This is a genomic window from Longimicrobium sp. (assembly GCF_036388275.1).
Lineage (GTDB): Bacteria > Gemmatimonadota > Gemmatimonadetes > Longimicrobiales > Longimicrobiaceae > Longimicrobium.
This window is the reverse complement of sequence record NZ_DASVSF010000113.1, coordinates 168,883-185,831: the sequence shown is the minus strand read 5'-3', so window position 1 is coordinate 185,831 and position 16,949 is coordinate 168,883. Positions and strand designations below refer to the sequence as shown.

Below are 16,949 nucleotides of genomic sequence, written 5' to 3'. Positions count from 1 at the left end.
GCTACGGCTCGGTCTGAGTAACGTTATGACGTAACTTCTGTGCACAATCGCTGTCGGTTGCCATCTCGGTTAGGAGAGCCGCTGAAATTAGAGAACCCTCAATGCTGCTTGCTCGACAGAGCCTTGCTCCTAAAGTCCGAACTTCGTTATGGCGACCCAAGTTGATTGTAGTGTTGATCATTTTTGCGCCCTCAAACACAACATGTTGTAAATTAGCGTCTGTGAAATCAACTCCTGTCAAGGTCGCGTATGAAAAATCGGCCCCTATCAGTTTTGCCTCCTCAAAATCTACGCTGCTCAGATCGGCATAGCGAAAATCCGCCTTTTCAAGCCGTACTAGTTTAAACGATCCATCTTCAAGGAGGGACGATCGGAAGTTTGACCCGGCGAGTGATATTTCATCCGGTCTTAGGATTATAGTATCACCGATAATCGTGACCTGCGAGACAACCATCCTCTCTTGACCAAGATCAAAATCACGGAAGCGTATTCCGGGCAAATCAGAATATTGGAAATTGGCTTGAGTGAGTATGCGAGACATGTCAATTTGGGAGTTCATCAATGCCGTGAGGAGTTGGCCCCGTTCTGGGCTAAGGGCCATGGGGGTAAGGTTATCCCCGTCTAGGTAGCGATACGGTCGTAGTGACCTACTCAGGGCAATGATACGACCCTCTAGCCTTAATGGGAGACGCGGCTTACCTGAGTCAGCCTCCGCGACAGTCAGCGCACCCATTTCCTCGTCTATCTTATCCAAAATCGCAGTTTGCTCGAAGATCAGGGCGGAACGCCGTGCTGATTCGGCGAGTTCCGTTTGCCGATTTATCAATTCAGTCTGTCGCGTTAGAGCGATAAGCTGTAGAACCGTAATAATGAGTGGTAAGGAAGCGAGAATAACAAAGGTCAGTCCAACCCTAGTGAACCGAGCTACCAGTGCGGCGGCGAAGTCGCGCGTTGGCGACTCGGGCCATGGTAACCCCTCGCCGGAACGAACCCAAGTGCTCCATGCGTTCCACAGGTCAACCGTTTTCCGAAAGAGCTGCGATCCAGCAAAGGTTCTGAGGCCAACCGTAGACACGAAGAAACCGATTCGGCTCCTGCGTCTTGCACGTAGCTGCGCTTCGTGTTCCAGTTTCTGCAAAGCGGCTTGCAGGCGGTGGATCTCGTTGCGCAGGGCTTCCTGCGATTGACCTTCAAGGTTGGACGTATCGCGAGTATTTTGTTTCATATAGGCCCTGTAGAGGAGGGAAAGGCTCTTCAGAACTGCGGTTCACCTCCCCTCCGACGACGGCTTGCCAGTTGCTTGGAGAAGATGGCTTGCCTGCCGATGCAACCCCCGGGAGCGGTGCTCCAGCCCTTCCGCCAATTGAATGCGACTAGCCCGTCCGCGGCGAGCGTGCACCGATGTGCTGGCCCAAGGCTATCGCCCGAGACGTAACCCATGAACAAGTTACTATTTCCTCTCCGTCCCTGCACCATAGCGGCGACGCGGCCGGCATCAAAATACATTTGGCCTGTCCGAGCACGCGGGCGGCCGGTCGGACGAACGACCCTTGAGCACGGCCGGGGACACGCCATCGTTTGCCGCACATGGCTGTTCCGATCCCTGCGGTAAGTGCATGGTGGGCGTACCCCGCTGCTGCAGGGCCACGGCAGGCGGAATGCCGTCGATCTCGTCGACCTCGGGGATGCCATCTGGTGGAACAGCCGCCGCGCGTACGGCGCCACCGACTCCAGGTAGCGCCGCTGCGCCTCGGCGTACAGCGTGCCGAACGCGAGCAACGACTTGCCCGACCCCGACACGCCGGTGAACACCACCAGCGCGTCGCGCGGGATGTCGACGTCCACGTTCTTGAGGTTGTGCTCCCGCGCTCCCCGCACCCGCACGAACTCGTGCTGCCGCGCGGCCTCAACGCCCGGCGTCTCGCCGCTGTTTCCTGCCCTCATCCGCCCCGCCTACCCGAAGGTGTGTACTTGGACAGCGGGGATGATGAGGATCGGAAGATGGAGATGGAACACGCATCATGCAGGGCCCAAGATCTCGCGGCGCTTTGCCTACATATCGCGACGCGGCGGAGTGCCTCTCCTTTGTGGATCTTCTGGATGTGCGGACGGGATGCTGCTGGCCCAGTACTTCAACATCCCCGAATGTAAGCCTCTGTGGCGCCCTCTGTGGCGGAACATCGATGGTGACCAGTGGTGCGGCGGCGGGTGCTGATTCGACCGACTCTGCTGCACTACTTCCGCGCTAAGCCGGGGACAAGAGGAGGGTCGAGATGAGCACCAAGAGTTCGCCAATGTCACGGAGGGGGATAACGACACCTCTTCAGTTGGTGGCAGTTGCCCACGGGCGTCTGATCATGTTTTGTGCACCGCTCGCAACGGCAGGCGTCGGAACTGGTCATTCCGAACTGGCATGGGCCGCAGTCACGCTGGTAGGCGTATCCTCACTATTCATCATCTTTCGTCCAGTTCTTCTAGCGAAGTCGTACACAGAACTGGGCAGTTAGTCTGAGTGCGATCACAACCGCCTTTGGGAAGTGTTGTCGAGCGCCCATCGACGGGAGCAGAGCTTCTCCCTTTTACGGGGCAGCTGATGCTGATCTTCGTGAGTCGGTATACTCGTGGAAGGGCACGGTGCAGGCGGCGCTACACGCGAGCGACGATTTCGCCGGTGAACACCACCAGCGCGTCGCGGGGGATGTCGATATTCACGTTCTTGAGGTTGTGCTCCCGCGCCCTCGCACCCGCACGAACTCATGCTGCCGCGGGCCCTCCGCGTCCGGCGGCCCGACGCTCTTCCGTCCTCTATGCCCTCAGGCTCGTGGCAGTGTCAGCGTGAAGGTGCTTCCCACGCCCGGGGTGCTCTCCGCCGTCAGGTCGCCGCCCATGCCGCGCGCGAGCTCGCGGCTGATCGCCAGCCCCAGCCCCACACCCTCGTGCTGACGCGTGAGCCCCTGGTCCACCTGCACGAAGGGCTCGAAGATGCTCGCCAGCTTCTCGGCCGCGATCCCCACCCCGGTGTCGGCCACCGCGATCGCGACCTGCGCCTCGCGCTCGGCGCAGGTCACGTGCAGCTCGCCCCCGGTCTCGGTGAACTTCACCGCGTTCGTGAGCAGGTTGAGGAGCACCTGCTGAAGCTTGTCGGGGTCTGCCCGCGCCACGAGCCCGGGCGGGCATTCCCCGAGCGCAAGGGTGAGCCCGCGCGCCCGGGCCTGCGGGAGAACGAGTGCCTCCGCCCCCACGAGCGCGTCCGCCAGCGGCACCCGGGCCAGGTCGTAGCGCACGGCGCCCGCGTCCACGCGTGTGTAGTTGAGCACCTGGTTGATCAGCCCGAGCAGGTGCTTCTGGCTCGCCTGGATGCGCGCGAGGTCGGCCCGCTGCGCATCGGTGATCGGGCCGCGGATGCCCAGCTCGAGCAGCTCGGCGTAGCCGCCGATAGCGTTGAGGGGCGTACGCAGCTCGTGGCTCATCACCGCCAGGAACTCGCCCTTGGCGCGGTTCGCGGCCTCGGCGGCCGCCTGGGCGCGCTCGGCCGCCGCGCGCGCCTCGCGCTCGGAGGTCACGTCGGCGTTCGTGCCCACCCAGCGCACCACCCGTCCGCTGGCGTCCCGCAGCGGCACGACGCGCGTGAGGAAGGGGCGGAACTGCCCGTCGGCGCCGCGGAGCGGAAAGGTCATCTCGAACACCGCGCCGGTCGCGATGGAGGCCTGCCACCGCGCGATCACGTCGGGGAGCGCCGCCGGATCGTGCACCGACTGCCATCCCCAGCCTTCCATCTGTTCGGGCGTGGTGCCGGTGTATTCGTACCAGCGCGCGTTGTACCAGTCGATGTAGCCGTCGGCCTGCGCCGTCCAGGCGAGCGTGGGGATCGCGTCCGCCAGCATACGGAACTGCACCTCGCTGGCCGCGAGCGCCGCCCGGGCGGCCTCGGCCTCGGCGCGGGCCCGTTCGCTCCGGGCGAGCAGCTCCTCGACCGCGCGCCGCGCGCCCACCTGCTCGGTGACCTCGACCGCCAGGTTCAGCACACCCACCACGCGTCCCTCCGCGTTGCGCACCGGCTCGAAGCGCAGGTCGAACCATGTGTCCATCACGCCCGTGCCGTCGCGGTCGAAGCGCACCAGCGTCTCGGGGCCCACCCACGGCTCGCCGGTGGCGTACACCTGGTCGAACACCTCGTGGATGCCGCTGCCCGCCAGCTCGGGAAACGCCGTGCGCGGCGTGAGGCCCGTGACGTCGCGCCCGCCGCCGCTGATCCGCTTGTACGCCTCGTTGACGAGCGTGAACCGGTGGTCCGGGCCCTCCGTCAGCGCGAGCGGCGCCGGCGTGTGCAGGACGACGGACCGCAGCCGCTCGCGCTCGGTCGCGAGCTCCGCGACCAGGCGCGCGCGCTCGGCCGCCGCCTCACGCCCGCTGCCGTCTCCTTCGCTGGTGGTGCGTGGCACGTATCCCCGCGCTCCGAATGACTCTGGTCCGTGTCCCGCCGCCGGCACCTCCGGCTGGCTGCCTGGACCGCCGCCGCGAACCTATGGCATGTCCGGCCCGCTCGCGATGCGCACGAGGCGGGCCGCCGACCCTTACGGAACCCGCATCCCGAGCTGCCTTCCCGGCCCGGCTCGGGGCTTCGCTCCGATGACGGTCAGGGGGCAGAGAGGATGATGCGGAGTGCTCCACGGCTTACCTGGCCGGCGAGCTCTTCCGGGGAGTTGGAAAGCAGCACCAGCGTCAGGCCGCTGGCGGGAAGGACGTACACCCAGCCGTAGTGGTCCAGTCCAGTCTCCGCGCCGGAGTGGGTGATCAGAGGAACGCCGCTCCGTTCCGCGAGGAACCAGCCGTATCCGATGTCCGAGGCGTCGCCGGACCGGTCCACCTGGGTGCCCATGGCGCGGGCCGCCGATCCCGGCGAAACGATGCGCCCGCCGCGCAGGGCACGGGTGAACGCCAGCAGGTCGTCCACGGTGCTGTACATCCCCGTGGCGCCGCGATACCCCCAGTTGGGGCGCGCGATCTCCGGCCGCGGCATGCTCCCGACCGGCGCGATGGAGGCCGCGGGACCCGGCCAGAACCCGCTGTGCGCCATCCCCGCGGGGTTCAGCACCGCCTGCTCCACGAATTGCTCGTACGGGCGGCCGGATGCGATCTCTACGATGGCCGCCAGCAGCGTAAAGGCGTCGTTGCTGTAGGAGGCCTGCGCCCCCGGCCGCCGTTCGAGCGGAAGAGCAAGGATGGCACGCACCGCTGCGCCGCGGTCCGTGATCCCCTCAGCCACGTACGCGTGGGGAAGCCCGGACGTGTGCGTGAGCAGATGATGGACGGTGATCTCCCGTTTGTCCGCGGGTACGCCGCCCAGGAACCGCCCGATGGAATCGTTCGTCGAGAGCCGCCCCTCGTCCACGAGCTTGAGGATGGCGGACGCCGCGATCGGCTTGACGAGCGATCCAATCCAGAAGGCGTTCTCCGGAGTGATCGTCCCACCGGGTGAATAGCCCGCCCTCAGCACCGTCTCGCCCTCGCGCGCGACCAGCACCGCGCCCGAGAACCCGGAGCGGGCCGCCGCCTGGAAATGTGCATCGAGCCTCGTCCGGAGGTCGGCGGCCGGCGCCGGCTCCATGCGGGACTCCAGGTCCGCCGCCGGTGGGGAGCAGGCCGCGACCGCCAGCGCGCAGGCGAGGGTTACGGGGGAGAGACGCCGCATGCTTTCACTCCAGGAGGGAAGCTCGAACCAGGGAACGCCCAAGATGCCGGGTGGCCGGCGTTACGACAATCCGTGCACTCCGGGTCCTCGCATGCCACCTTCTGCGCGCGTCGTCGGCACCGGGCTCGAAGACACTGCTTGGGAATTATGGCAGTATAGGTTATTGTAAGTGGCGGTGCGGCCTCGCCAGCGCAGACGAGTGCCGCCCGCATCCCACCCTGAATGCAGGAGCTGGACGATGAAGAAGAAGCTTAGATTGCAGGTCGAGAAGCTCAACGTCGAGCAATTCGAGGTCGAGCCGGGCTCCCCCGACGCCCGCGGAACGGTGCACGGCTTTGAAACGCAGGGCCCCGACACGTGCAACTGCGGCTCGATGGGCCCTAGCGATCCCTGCCTGTACTGCGTGGACATGCCCATCACGTGGTCCTGCGACGTGAGCCCCTGCGGTTGAACTCCAGGCCCATCAGCCACTGGAGGCAGCAGCAAACCGGCACCACATGGGGAGGAGCTTCCTGGATACCAGGAGGCTCCTCCCTTGCTTCGTGGTCTCGTCATCCGCTACGCCGCACCCCCGACACCAGGGCGAAGCAGGGCGGCGGTGGCGGTTCTTCGGGAAGCGCGCCACCGTGCATTCGCCTACGTGCCGCAGAAGGTCTGGTGCACCCGCTCGTGCGCCGCCGGCGGCTCCATGTACCGCGCGAAGGCCGGCTGCGAGTCGAACGGCCTGGCCAGCACCGTCAGCAGCTCCTCGAAGGGGGCGAAGTCGTTCCGGTCGACCGCCGCGCGGATCACTGCCTCTATGCGATGGTTGCGCGGGATGAAGGCGGGGTTCACGGCGAGCATGGCTTCGCGGCGCGCGGCGGCGTCGCCCGGCTCTTCCCCGAGCCGGTGCCGCCACCGGGGCGCCCACGCGTCGTATGCGCCGGGGTCGTTGAAAAGGCTCCGCACGTGCGCATCTGCCTCCTCGTCCGCCGCCGCCTCGCTCAGCCCGCGGAAGGTGAGCGTAAAGTCAGCGAGGTTCGCCGCCATCGCCTGCAGCAGTTCCTCCGCGAGCGCGGCGTCACCTGGACGTTCGGTAGACAGGCCCAGCTTGCGCCGCAGGCCGCCCTGGTAGGCCCGTTCGAACGCCGGGCCGAATGCCTCCAGCACCTGAACGGCATCCTCGGCCGCGGCGTCGGCGTCGTCCCCCAGGAGCGGGAGAAGGCACTCCGCCAGCCGCGTCAGGTTCCACTGGGCGATGGCCGGCTGGTTGCCGTAGGCGTAGCGTCGGTAGAGGTCGATGGAGCTGAACACCGCCTGGGGATCGTATTCGTCCAGGAAGGCGCACGGGCCGTAGTCGATGGTTTCACCGGCGACCGACGTGTTGTCCGTGTTCATCACGCCGTGGACGAAGCCGACCAGCAGCCACCGGGCGACCAGCTCGGCCTGCGCCTGGACCACGGCCTCGAGGAGCGCGCGGTGAGGGTGCTCGGCCTCGGCGGCGTGCGGATAGTGCCGCGCGATGACGTGGTCCGCGAGCGTGCGTACGCCCTCCACGTCGCCACGGCTGGCGAAGAACTGGAACGTACCCACCCGGATGTGGCTGGATGCCACCCGCGTCAGCACCGCGCCGGGAAGCATCGTCTCCCGGACCACCCGTTCCCCGGTGGTCACCGCGGCCAGTGCGCGGGTGGTGGGGATGCCCAGCGCCTGCATGGCCTCGCTGACCAGGTACTCGCGCAGCACCGGGCCAAGCGCCGCCCGTCCGTCGCCGCGGCGCGAGTAGGGGGTGGGGCCCGCGCCCTTGAGCTGCACGTCGCGCCGGGTTCCGCCCCGGTCGATGACCTCGCCCAGCAGGATGGCGCGGCCGTCGCCCAGCTGCGGTACGAAGCCGCCGAACTGGTGGCCGGCGTACGCGGTGGCGATGGGCGTGGCCGTGTCGGGAACGCGGTTCCCGGCCAGGACGGCCACGCCTTCCTCGCTGGCGAGCCAGTCCGGGTCGATGCCCAGCTCCGCCGCCAGCGGCGCGTTCACCCGGATCAGCCGTGGTGCCTTCACCGGGGTGGGCGTGACACGGGCGAAAAACCGGTCCGGGAGCCGCGCATAGGCGCTGTCGAAAGCGGGTTGAGCCATGCGGAAAGCGCTGCGATTCGGGTGTCGGACTCGCACCGCTCGATTCCATCGACGGTGCGAAACGTCCGAGCATCCCTCGCACAAGCCACGCCTAACGTGATGCACAACGCGCGGTTCCGCGTCCTCGCCGCTCTATTCCCTGTTCCCCAACGCGGAGTAGACCAGCTCCTGGAACGTCGCCTCCAGTGGAACGCGGCTTCCGGGGGAGAGCTGGGTCCAGACCATGGCGATCAGGTCGTTTTCCGGGTCCACCCAGAAGTACGTCCCCAGGTACCCGGACCAGCGGAAGATGCCGGCCGGTCCCGGCCGCGTCGCCCGCGCGGTGTCGACCTTGACGGCTACGCCCAGCCCGAACCCGTACGTGGGGTCGCGCAGCGTGCCGCTCGGCACCGGGGTCAGTTCCGGCGGCACCGTATTGTGGGTCATGAGCGCGACGGTCTCCGGCCGCAGGATGCGCGTCTCCCCGAACACGCCGCCGTCCAGGAGCATCTGCGTGAACCGGAGCATGTCGTCGGGCGTGGAAAGCAGGCCGCCGCTCCCCCAGAAGAAGCGCGCCTCAGGCTCGAACATCGCCATGAGCCCGTCGCCCCGGACGGGTTGCAGCGTGCCATCGGGGCCGGTGGTGTACACGGTCGCGAGGCGGTCCCGCATCTCCGGGCGGATGCGGAAGCCGGTGTCGCGCATCCCCAAGGGGCGGAAGAGCTGCTCGTCGAGAAAACGGTCGAGCGTCTGCCCCGACGCGACCTCTATCACCCGTCCCGCGACGTCGAGCCCGGAGCCGTAGCTCCACTGCGTTCCCGGCGAGAAGAGCAGGGGAATGCGCGCGAGGCTGTCGGCGAACTCCTCCAGCGTGCGGCCCGCATCGTACAGCTTCGCCCGGCTGAAGATGGTATCGACTGGCCCGGGCGTCAGCCCGTACGCCAGGCCGGAGGTATGGTTCAGGAGCTGGCGGATGGTGATCGGCGAGTCGGGCGCCCGGAGGATCGGGGCATCCGCAGTTCCCCCGGCGAACACCTTCACGTTCGCGAACGATGGGATGTACTTCGACACCGGATCATCGAGCCCCACCCTGCCCTGGTCCACGAGGCGGAGCACACCCACGGCGACCACCGGCTTGGTCATGGAGTAGATGCGGAAGATCGCGTCCGGGCGCATGGGGGTGCCGCGCGCCAGGTCCATCCGCCCGAAAGTGCGCTCGTACCGGATGCGGCCGTGGCGGGCGATCACGGCGTAGATGCCGCTCACCTTTCCCGAGTCGACGAACGCCTGGAGAGCGGGGTCGATGCGGTCGAGCGCCGCCTGCGAAAAACCGAGCGTTTCAGCGCGCGCCATGGGGAGCGCGGGCGTTCTGGTCGCGGCGCAGGAGGCGAGCGCGCCCACGCACGCGATCGCGACAGCCGTCCTCAGAAGCCGGTTGAACATGCCTCGGCGCGGATTTGGGATATCCCCACTCTGGAGGCATTCTGAGAAATTTGGTGGTCAGATAACACGTGGCCCCCCTCGATGCTCGCCAAAACGAAGAATTTCTGATCCTACGCGAATCCGAGTGTGAGCTATATATCAATACACTGCGCTACTTTGGTTCGTCCATCTGCTCCCGCAGCGCGAGCAATCTGACCGCAAGTTGCTGGAGGTGGTTTACCCGTCGCATAAGGCCATTGGCCAGTTGCTCTACGCTCTCGCTCTGCGGGGTCCGTACGCCAGACATCCAAGCTTCGAGCGCAGCGCGACTCAATTCCGCGTCGCGTGCGAGTAGCGCGCGTGGAAGCTCGCTCTCTTGAATCACCTCTCTGACGACCCTCTGGATTCGCTCAGGCTTAACCATACAGGCCTCCGTTTATGGTGTAGGAAGAAACCGTTGACAGGTGTCCGCCTACACATTATTCATACAGCCAATGCCGAAGGGCAGCCGCTCACCCCGCCAAGAGTTCGCGACTGCCCTTACAATCCACCCGCCGCGAGGCAGATGGGATGTCTACACGATAGGCATCCTCCGCCGGAGGCGCAAGCAACGAGGAGGATGCGATGAACATGGAAGGAGCCTCAGCCGCGCGGATCTTGGAGATGCTGGCGGACCGCTTCGGCGCGCTGCAAGCCGTCGCGTACTCGTCGATCAAGCTCTCCCGCTATGTCTCCGAGTGCGAGATGTCGATGGACCTGCTCGTCGCCGAGGCGGTGCTGGAGTTCGGTGAGGATCTGCGCAACGCGCGTAAAATCGTAGGAGAGTCAACGAAGTAGTGCCTCCACTTCCTAAAGGATGGGCCGTTTCGAAGTGTTTGCTGTTCCTTCAAGTGTCTCCGGATGGGAGTCAGCTTAGTATGAAAATCCTTGTAGGCAGATTCGGCGTTCTTTCCCGAATGGAATGAGTGTACGCGGGGAGCCGCGTAGATGGTTTTGTCCAAGCGATCGATCCAACCATTAACGTTCGCAGAAAACAGCGACTGCGCCAGTTCTGGACAGACGACATTGGCCGACAGCAGGCGCTCAAGATCGACGATGAAGTGTTCAACCTGCGATACGCACGCGATGAACCTTTCATCTGAGGCGTAGGCATCAAGCGGCATCCTGCCGAGCAACACGTCGTCGCAGATACGCGCTGCGTAGCCCCGCGCGTCCATAAGGTGTGGCGAAGACCACATTTGGTGAAGCGCAAAGGCTGCAGCACGCCTCTCTGAGCGGCGCTGCTGGCGGTGTGTGTAGACGGCGAATATGAAAGCCAAAATGCTGGCCGCAGCCGCGCACACGGTGGCTATATCAGTGGGAACTTCGAATTGTGCGTCCATCTGCTGTAGGGGCAGGAGGGGGGGCGTCTCTGCGAAACCCAGGAACGGTTTCCATCTCGGATCCGATGAACTCTCGCGGCCACATACTCGTCCCGTGTAGTGTCCGACGCGCAGTATATCATCTCCGGGCGGGCTTACCGCCGCGCTTCTTTCTTGAACTCCGCACTCGTTCTGAATTGGGTAGCATTTTTTCTGCGTTTGCTGCTGGGGCGGCACTTCTTGGCGAACGTTCCACCGTTGCCGGAGAACGGACTCTGCCGTTCCGCAGCGTTAACCACAGATCATGCATGAAGCGATGCACCTGCATTGGCCTTGAAGGCCTATCGGAGTGCGTTGGATTGTGTACACCGCTTAGGTTCTCCATCCTACGCACGGCTGAATTAATACCCTCAATCCATCCTGCTTGGAGATGCCGATGCACCGGGGCGTGGTCGTTAACCTGATCCTGTAGCGCCTTCGCAAAGTGGGCGAGGAACGCATAATAGTGCAGGAACCAAGAGTAGAGAAATAGATCTGCAAGCCGCTGGTCAAGCAAATTCTTGTCACAGCAGATCTGCACACGGGCAATGAAGTAGATGAAGTTCGCCAGTCCATGGCTGCGGACAAACTCTTCCTCGTTGCGGTCGTCTCTCGCGGCATCGATCAGCACGGGCTGTTTGTCGTGCCCGCGGCCGAAGTGAGAATATCCACAGCCCGGAGACCACTCCAGATGGGACGAGTCGACCAAAAAGCTCCAGACTTCCCGCTCAAACGCCTGTGCGCCGGTGGGGTTCTCGCTGAACTTCCGGAGCGCCAGCACGGCATTGTGCCGATCACGCATCATCTCTGTGCTATTCAATTCACGGAGAAATTCCAGAACAATCCGCCGGCGTTCGATAGTCCGCGCGATCCGGAATGCGAGGAACGAAATGATTGCGGTGATCGCGATTGAGATCAGCGTGATAATGAGTGGTGCGTCGTCGCGCAGTGTCATGCTATACCAAGGGGCGGTAGCAGTATCGGAGTTAAGCAGATCGTAAGGCCACATGGTGTGATTATCTGAGGCGAGAGGGTGGGTTAGGTATTGAAGCGAGTGCTTGGCGATATTGGGAATGAAGCCATTCGTTTTGCCATATATGTGTTCCCGTGGACAGCTTCACCGTTCTGCGGACAAGATTGAGGGTAGGCACACATGAGAATCCTAATCGGTCTAGAAGCGTTGTGCAACCGGAGAGGTGGCGTCACATTCGGCAGAGGTTTTTACCCAGGCCGTTCAGCACGTAGGCCACACCGAATACTGAAGATGCTGTTGGACCGCTGCGGCGCGCTAGAAGCCCGTCGCATAATCCTCGATCAAGCTCTCCCGCTACGTCTCTGAGTGCGAGATGTCGATGCACCAGCTGGTGGCTGAAGCTGTGCTTGAGTTTGCGGATGATCTGCGGAATGCGGCAGCGGCAGTCTCCACTTAACCGACGGTTACTCTGGAGGAGAGCCAAAGTCATCGCCGAGTCGTTCACTTTCCGCATTCGAGCCAGGCTCAGCCCCGAGTGGCTCCGCCTCTTTCAGCACTGCCGGGGAGGCTAATAGTGAACCAGTGAGGTAGGGGACGCGCCCGCTAGGCACTAAGCCGGCGGCGTCGCGTAAGTGTACCTCTTGGTCATCAAAGAAGATATGTGGTTTGAATGCACCGAGCACTTTCCCTTTACCAACCCCGCCAAGAAAGAATGCCTGGTCTACGTAGACACCCCACTCCCGCATAGTGCGAATCACACGCATCTCTGCGGGGCTGTTGCGGGCGGTCACGATGGCGATTCTAACCGGTGAATGCTCTACCCGCATCGGGAGCCGCTCCTGCATTTTCGCCAGCTTTTTCAAAAAAGCCGCATACGGGCCTTCCGGCAGAGGGACATGCTGGAGGTTGTCCTCAGCTTGATGGAATGCGGCGAGCCCATGCTTCTTGTAAACCAATTCGCTCTCTTCATCAAAAAGCACAGCATCACCGTCAAACGCGATCCGCACCTGCTCTTCCGGAGGTTCCGGCGCGTTTCGAGGAGGGGGCGACAGAACAGCGGCAGCGCACGTACGGCTATCAATAACCCGTTGCGCATCGGCAACACTCGTCGTGAGGAATAGATCAACGTCGAACGCTTCAAGGTAATCCGTTACAGGTTCGCCAGCTGTGAACGCGGAGCGGGAGATCCCAAGGTCCATCGCCCTGATGGTTTGAAGGACGCGGATTCCGGTTTCCGGGCTATTCCGCGACATCACGACTACCTCAACGATGGGCGGAGCGCCTGGAAGTGTATGCTGATTGAGACGGAGTAGTGCCTTGATCAGAGGAAAGCCCGTTCCAGGGGAAAGCAGATCATCCTCCCGCGCCAGCATGTACGCGCGGTATTCGTCGATCGCGGTATCGGGATCTAGTGCCGCTTTCTCCGAGAACATGCGGTCCGCCTCATGAAGATCAAACAGCGCGGTAGCACTGATACCTATAACGAGTGTCGTGGACAAATCGAGGGGCATTGGATGTACAGAGTTCGGGTGGTGTGTTGTTATCCCGGCCCTAGGTTTCACACATCCACAGGACTGGACTCGAATTCGCCCTGCTCTAGCTCGGAACTGGCTACACAACCGCCTCGCCCGAGGCGGCTCACCGACGGCATTCACGTCGAGGATGTCGAGACGTTCAGGGCTCGGCGATCCACGATATTCATGCCGCAGACACATCGGCCGCACCGACCTGCGCTAGTCGGTGATTACCCCGCTACTCCGGCCCTGATCAGCACGAAATCGATCGGGCACTCCAATGCTGCATTATTCCCAAACAGTCGGAGCGCAGAACTCCCTCGGTTCCGAGCATCCGCTCGCATCGAAAGCCCCCCTCCATCCCACAGCATCCACTCTCCGCTACCGTACCTCCAACCGCTCCACCTTCGGCAGCACCTGCAGCGAAAGGCTGCATACGGCCAATCTATCACCCTTGGTCCATTCCCGCACCAGGGAGATGACGGCTCGCCACCCGGCGCCGCTACCGCCCGCTCGGGCGCGCGGGTGGCCGGTTGGGCGAACGACGCTTGAGCGCGGCGCGGGGACACGCCACCGTTGCTGCACGTGGCAGTTCCGTTCCCCGCACCGTTTCGGTCGATGATGCATTCTCTCAGCCGTCTTCTGATCCCCCTCCTGCTCACGCCCGCGCTCGCGTCCGCCGCCCCTGCGCAGGAGCGGCCCGAACTCGCAGGCAACTGGCTCGTCCGCGTGGCCGGCCCGCGGCCGTTGACGACCGTGCTGTCGCTGGACGAGCGCGGCGGTGTGCTCACTCCCCGCGCCTTCTCCTGGCAGCAGACCGTCGTGCCCACCTCCGCCACGCGGACGGACTCGGGGCTCGTGGTCGCCCTGACGGCGAGGGGAGTCGAGTCCGCGCTGGACGTGGCCGTGCGAGGCGATTCCCTGCGCGGCAGCTGGCGCGCCGCTGGCCAGGCGCCCCGCTCCGTGTCCGGCATGCGCCTGCCGCGCGAGACGCTGGCCCCGTTGACCGGGACGGCGGTGTTCGACAGTGTTGTGGGGGTGCTGCAACGGCACTTCTTCGATCCCGGGTACAACGGCGCCGACTGGGCCGGGCTGGTGGCCGAGGCGCGCGGCCGCGTCGCCGCCGCCAGCTCCGACGGCGAGGCGTACGCGGTCATCAGCGGGCTCCTTCGTGCGCTGGGCACCTCGCACCTGGGCTTCACCCCCGTGGTGCGCCTTGCGGCGCCGCCGTCGGCGAACACGGCAACCCCGCCCGCGCCGGCCGCGCCCGCCCCGTCCGTGAGCTGGCAGGTGCTGTCGCCGTCGATGGGGTACCTGCGCATCGCCAGCTTCAGCCCGTCGGGCGCGGCGCTGATGCCCGAGGTGATGCGGATGGACAGCGCCTTCGCGGCGATGGCGGGGCTGCCGGCCATCGTCATCGACCTGCGCGGAAACGAGGGCGGCTCGGTAGACCTGGCCTACCGACTGGGGCAGCACCTGAGCGCCAGGCCCGTGCCCGCCGGCTACTTCGTCGTTCGCCGCGGGTTCGACAGCCGGGGCATGCGATCCGCGGCCGCGCTGGACCCGGCGACCATCCCTCCGCTGCCCAGCGACGGCTCGGTGAGCGGCGCCATGCTGACGGGCGCGGTGGATGCCGCCGGGGGGGCGGCCATGCTGTACATCGGCGGCGGCATCGCGCGGCCGTACACGGGGCGCATCGCCATCCTCACCGACCAGAATACCGGGAGCGCCGCGGAGGCCGTGGCCGCCATCCTCAAGGAATCGCGTGGAGCCGTCACCATCGGCGAGCGCACGGCGGGCGCCATGCTCTCGGCGGCGGACGTGATGGTGGCGCCCGGATGGCGGCTTCGGTACCCCGCGATGGACTTTCGCACCGCCGCCGGCGTCCGCGTAGAAGGGAATGGCGTGGCGGCGGACGTGCCCGTTCCCCCCGCGGACCGCGCCGCGCTGCTCCGCGCCGCTGCCCAGGCCCTGCGCGTTCCCGCACCCTGATCCGCATGACCATGGCAATGACCGCCGGCTCCGGCCGGCGCCGCTGGGCCCTGTACGCGGTGGCGTGGCTCCCCATGCTGGCCGCGTACTTCGGCGCCATCATGGCCGCTGGCGGCCCCGTGGGCCCCATCTTCATGCTGGCGGTGAGCAACACCCTTCCGGCCGCACTGGCCGGGATCGGGGTGGTGCACGCGTGCGCGCGCATCCCGTGGGGCAGCCGCGGCCGCGTCGCGTTCTTCGGCATCCACGTTGGGCTGGCCATCGCCTACTCGTTGGCGTGGTGCGGCGGAATGCTGGCCGTGCGCACCCTCGTGGAGTCGCTGTGGATGGGGCGGCTGCAAGTCGCCACGCTCACCTTCGAGGAGCTTCGCTGGCAGCTGGGGGCCGGCGTGCTGCTGTACGTGACCATCGCGGCCGTGCGCTACGTGGCCGAGGTGGGCGATCGCCTGCGCCAGCAGGAGGCGCGCGCCGCCCGGGCCGAGGCGCTGCGGACGCGCGCGGAGATGCAGGCACTGCGCGCGCAGATCAACCCGCACTTCCTGTTCAACACCCTTCATTCGCTGCTGGAGCTGGTGAGCGCGGGCGATGGGCGGGCCGAGGAGGCCATCGAACGATTCGGCACGCTGCTTCACCGCACCTGCGACGTTCGCCTGGACGCGGCCGACGACGTGCCGCTGAACGAGGAGATGCAGCTGGTGCGCGACTACCTGTGGATCGAGCAGCTTCGCCTGGGCGCGCGCCTGATCGCCGAGCTGGAGGTGGATGACGACACATTGCGGTGCACCGTGCCGGCGTTCGTGCTGCAGCCGCTGGTGGAGAACGCGGTGAAGCACGCGGCGTCCATGCGCGTGGCGCCGACGTGCATCCGCATCCGCGCGGCCCGGGACGGCGGCCGGCTGCACCTATCGGTGGAGGATGACGGGCCGGGCGCCATCCTCGAGCAGGTGGAGCGTGCGCCGGGCGCGGGGCTGCGGCTGGTGCGCGGCCGGTTGGTGGCGCGCGATGGAGACAGCGGACAGATGCGGATCACCACCGCGCCCGGGGCAGGGTTCCGCGTCGATGTGGGGCTTCTAGCGGGCGCTCCTGCGTTAGCCGCGGCGGGGCAGGGGTGAGTGCGATGGCGCTGCGGACGGTGATCGCGGAGGATGAGCCGCTGGCCCGGCAGCGGCTGCGGCGCTTCATCGAGCGCGACCCGCGCCTGGAGCTGGTGGGCGAGGCGGAGAGCGGGATGGCCGCGGTGGAGCTGATCGACCGGCTGGCGCCGGACGTGGTGTTCCTGGACGTTCAGATGCCGGAGTGCACCGGGCTGGAGGTGCTGGACCGCGCCGCGCACCGCCCCGCGCCGGTGTTCACGACGGCGTACGCGGAGTATGCCCTGCGCGCGTTCGAGGTAGAGGCGTACGACTACCTGGTGAAGCCGTTCGGATGGACGCGCTTTCAGGCCGCGGTGGACCGGGTGGCGCGCCGCCTGGCCGCCCCGCCGACAGCGCCGACAGCGCCGACAGCGCCGTCACCGCAGGTCCCCGCCGCGGAGCCGTACCTAGAGCGGCTGTTCGTGCGCAGGCGCGGCGAGATGGTGCCCGTGAGCATGCGCGACGTGCACCGCATAGAGGGCGCGGGCGACTACGTAACGCTGTGCACCGGCGCTGGCCAGGTACTGGCCGACATCAGCCTGAACGAGCTGGAGCGCCGGCTGGATCCGGCGAGCTTCCGGCGCGTGCACCGGGCGCACATCGTGAACCTGGACCACATCTCCGCCATCCGCCCCTACGACGAGCGGCGCCTGTCCATCCGCTTCGCCAACGGCTCGGAGGTGGTAGCCAGCCGCGCCGGCTCCCAGTCCCTGCGCGAGATGGTGCGCTGAC

General features: G+C 65.6%; 12 protein-coding genes and 1 pseudogene. 5 read left to right on the top strand and 8 right to left on the bottom strand.

What is annotated here, in order from left to right; translation table 11 throughout:
- Nucleotide 1: 1 nt before the first annotated feature.
- From VF632_RS27175 to VF632_RS27165, 4 genes and pseudogenes are all read right to left on the bottom strand, one after another.
- Nucleotides 2-1,225, bottom strand: a complete 1,224-nt coding sequence (locus VF632_RS27175; RefSeq protein ID WP_331026104.1) for a pentapeptide repeat-containing protein — start codon at nucleotides 1,223-1,225, stop codon at nucleotides 2-4.
- 372 nt (nucleotides 1,226-1,597) lie between these two features.
- Nucleotides 1,598-1,944, bottom strand: a pseudogene (locus VF632_RS28155) (excinuclease ABC subunit A); the annotation flags it as partial.
- An 869-nt stretch (nucleotides 1,945-2,813) separates the two neighbouring features.
- Nucleotides 2,814-4,442 carry a sensor histidine kinase gene (locus tag VF632_RS27170; protein WP_331026103.1) on the bottom strand — a complete coding sequence of 543 codons (1,629 nt, stop codon included), beginning with the start codon at nucleotides 4,440-4,442 and terminating at the stop codon, nucleotides 2,814-2,816.
- Between the two features lie 194 nt (nucleotides 4,443-4,636).
- Nucleotides 4,637-5,692, bottom strand: a complete 1,056-nt coding sequence (locus VF632_RS27165; protein ID WP_331026102.1) for a serine hydrolase domain-containing protein — start codon at nucleotides 5,690-5,692, stop codon at nucleotides 4,637-4,639.
- A gap of 238 nt (nucleotides 5,693-5,930) precedes the next feature.
- Between VF632_RS27165 and VF632_RS27160 the strand changes: the two genes are divergently transcribed.
- Nucleotides 5,931-6,143 (top strand): hypothetical protein, encoded by a 213-nt coding sequence (locus VF632_RS27160; RefSeq protein ID WP_331026101.1) that lies wholly within the window; start codon nucleotides 5,931-5,933, stop codon nucleotides 6,141-6,143.
- Between the two features lie 185 nt (nucleotides 6,144-6,328).
- On the opposite strand, the gene VF632_RS27155 is transcribed toward VF632_RS27160, so the two are convergent.
- Together VF632_RS27155 and VF632_RS27150 are read right to left on the bottom strand one after the other, a co-directional pair.
- Nucleotides 6,329-7,804, bottom strand: a complete 1,476-nt coding sequence (locus tag VF632_RS27155) for a protein adenylyltransferase SelO (RefSeq protein ID WP_331026100.1) — start codon at nucleotides 7,802-7,804, stop codon at nucleotides 6,329-6,331.
- Nucleotides 7,805-7,936: 132 nt separating this feature from the next.
- Complete coding sequence (locus VF632_RS27150) at nucleotides 7,937-9,136, bottom strand: serine hydrolase domain-containing protein (protein ID WP_331026099.1); 1,200 nt, start codon at nucleotides 9,134-9,136, stop codon at nucleotides 7,937-7,939.
- A gap of 693 nt (nucleotides 9,137-9,829) precedes the next feature.
- On the opposite strand from VF632_RS27150, the gene VF632_RS27145 reads away from it, so the two are divergent.
- Entirely contained in the window at nucleotides 9,830-10,042 is a 213-nt protein-coding gene (locus VF632_RS27145) for a hypothetical protein (protein ID WP_331026098.1), read from the top strand.
- A 663-nt stretch (nucleotides 10,043-10,705) separates the two neighbouring features.
- On the opposite strand, the gene VF632_RS27140 is transcribed toward VF632_RS27145, so the two are convergent.
- Nucleotides 10,706-11,560, bottom strand: coding sequence for a hypothetical protein (locus VF632_RS27140; RefSeq protein WP_331026097.1), 855 nt, complete (start codon nucleotides 11,558-11,560; stop codon nucleotides 10,706-10,708).
- Between the two features lie 482 nt (nucleotides 11,561-12,042).
- Nucleotides 12,043-13,089, bottom strand: coding sequence for a 5'-nucleotidase (locus VF632_RS27135; protein WP_331026096.1), 1,047 nt, complete (start codon nucleotides 13,087-13,089; stop codon nucleotides 12,043-12,045).
- 621 nt (nucleotides 13,090-13,710) lie between these two features.
- On the opposite strand from VF632_RS27135, the gene VF632_RS27130 reads away from it, so the two are divergent.
- The 3 genes from VF632_RS27130 to VF632_RS27120 are packed head-to-tail and all read left to right on the top strand — an operon-like array spanning nucleotide 13,711 to nucleotide 16,948.
- Complete coding sequence (locus VF632_RS27130; RefSeq protein ID WP_331026095.1) at nucleotides 13,711-15,084, top strand: S41 family peptidase; 1,374 nt, start codon at nucleotides 13,711-13,713, stop codon at nucleotides 15,082-15,084.
- Nucleotides 15,085-15,095: 11 nt separating this feature from the next.
- A complete protein-coding gene (locus tag VF632_RS27125) occupies nucleotides 15,096-16,196 on the top strand; it encodes a sensor histidine kinase (protein WP_331026094.1) in 1,101 nt (366 codons plus the stop codon).
- Nucleotides 16,197-16,201: 5 nt separating this feature from the next.
- A complete protein-coding gene (locus VF632_RS27120) occupies nucleotides 16,202-16,948 on the top strand; it encodes a LytTR family DNA-binding domain-containing protein (protein ID WP_331026093.1) in 747 nt (248 codons plus the stop codon).
- Nucleotide 16,949: the final 1 nt, after the last annotated feature.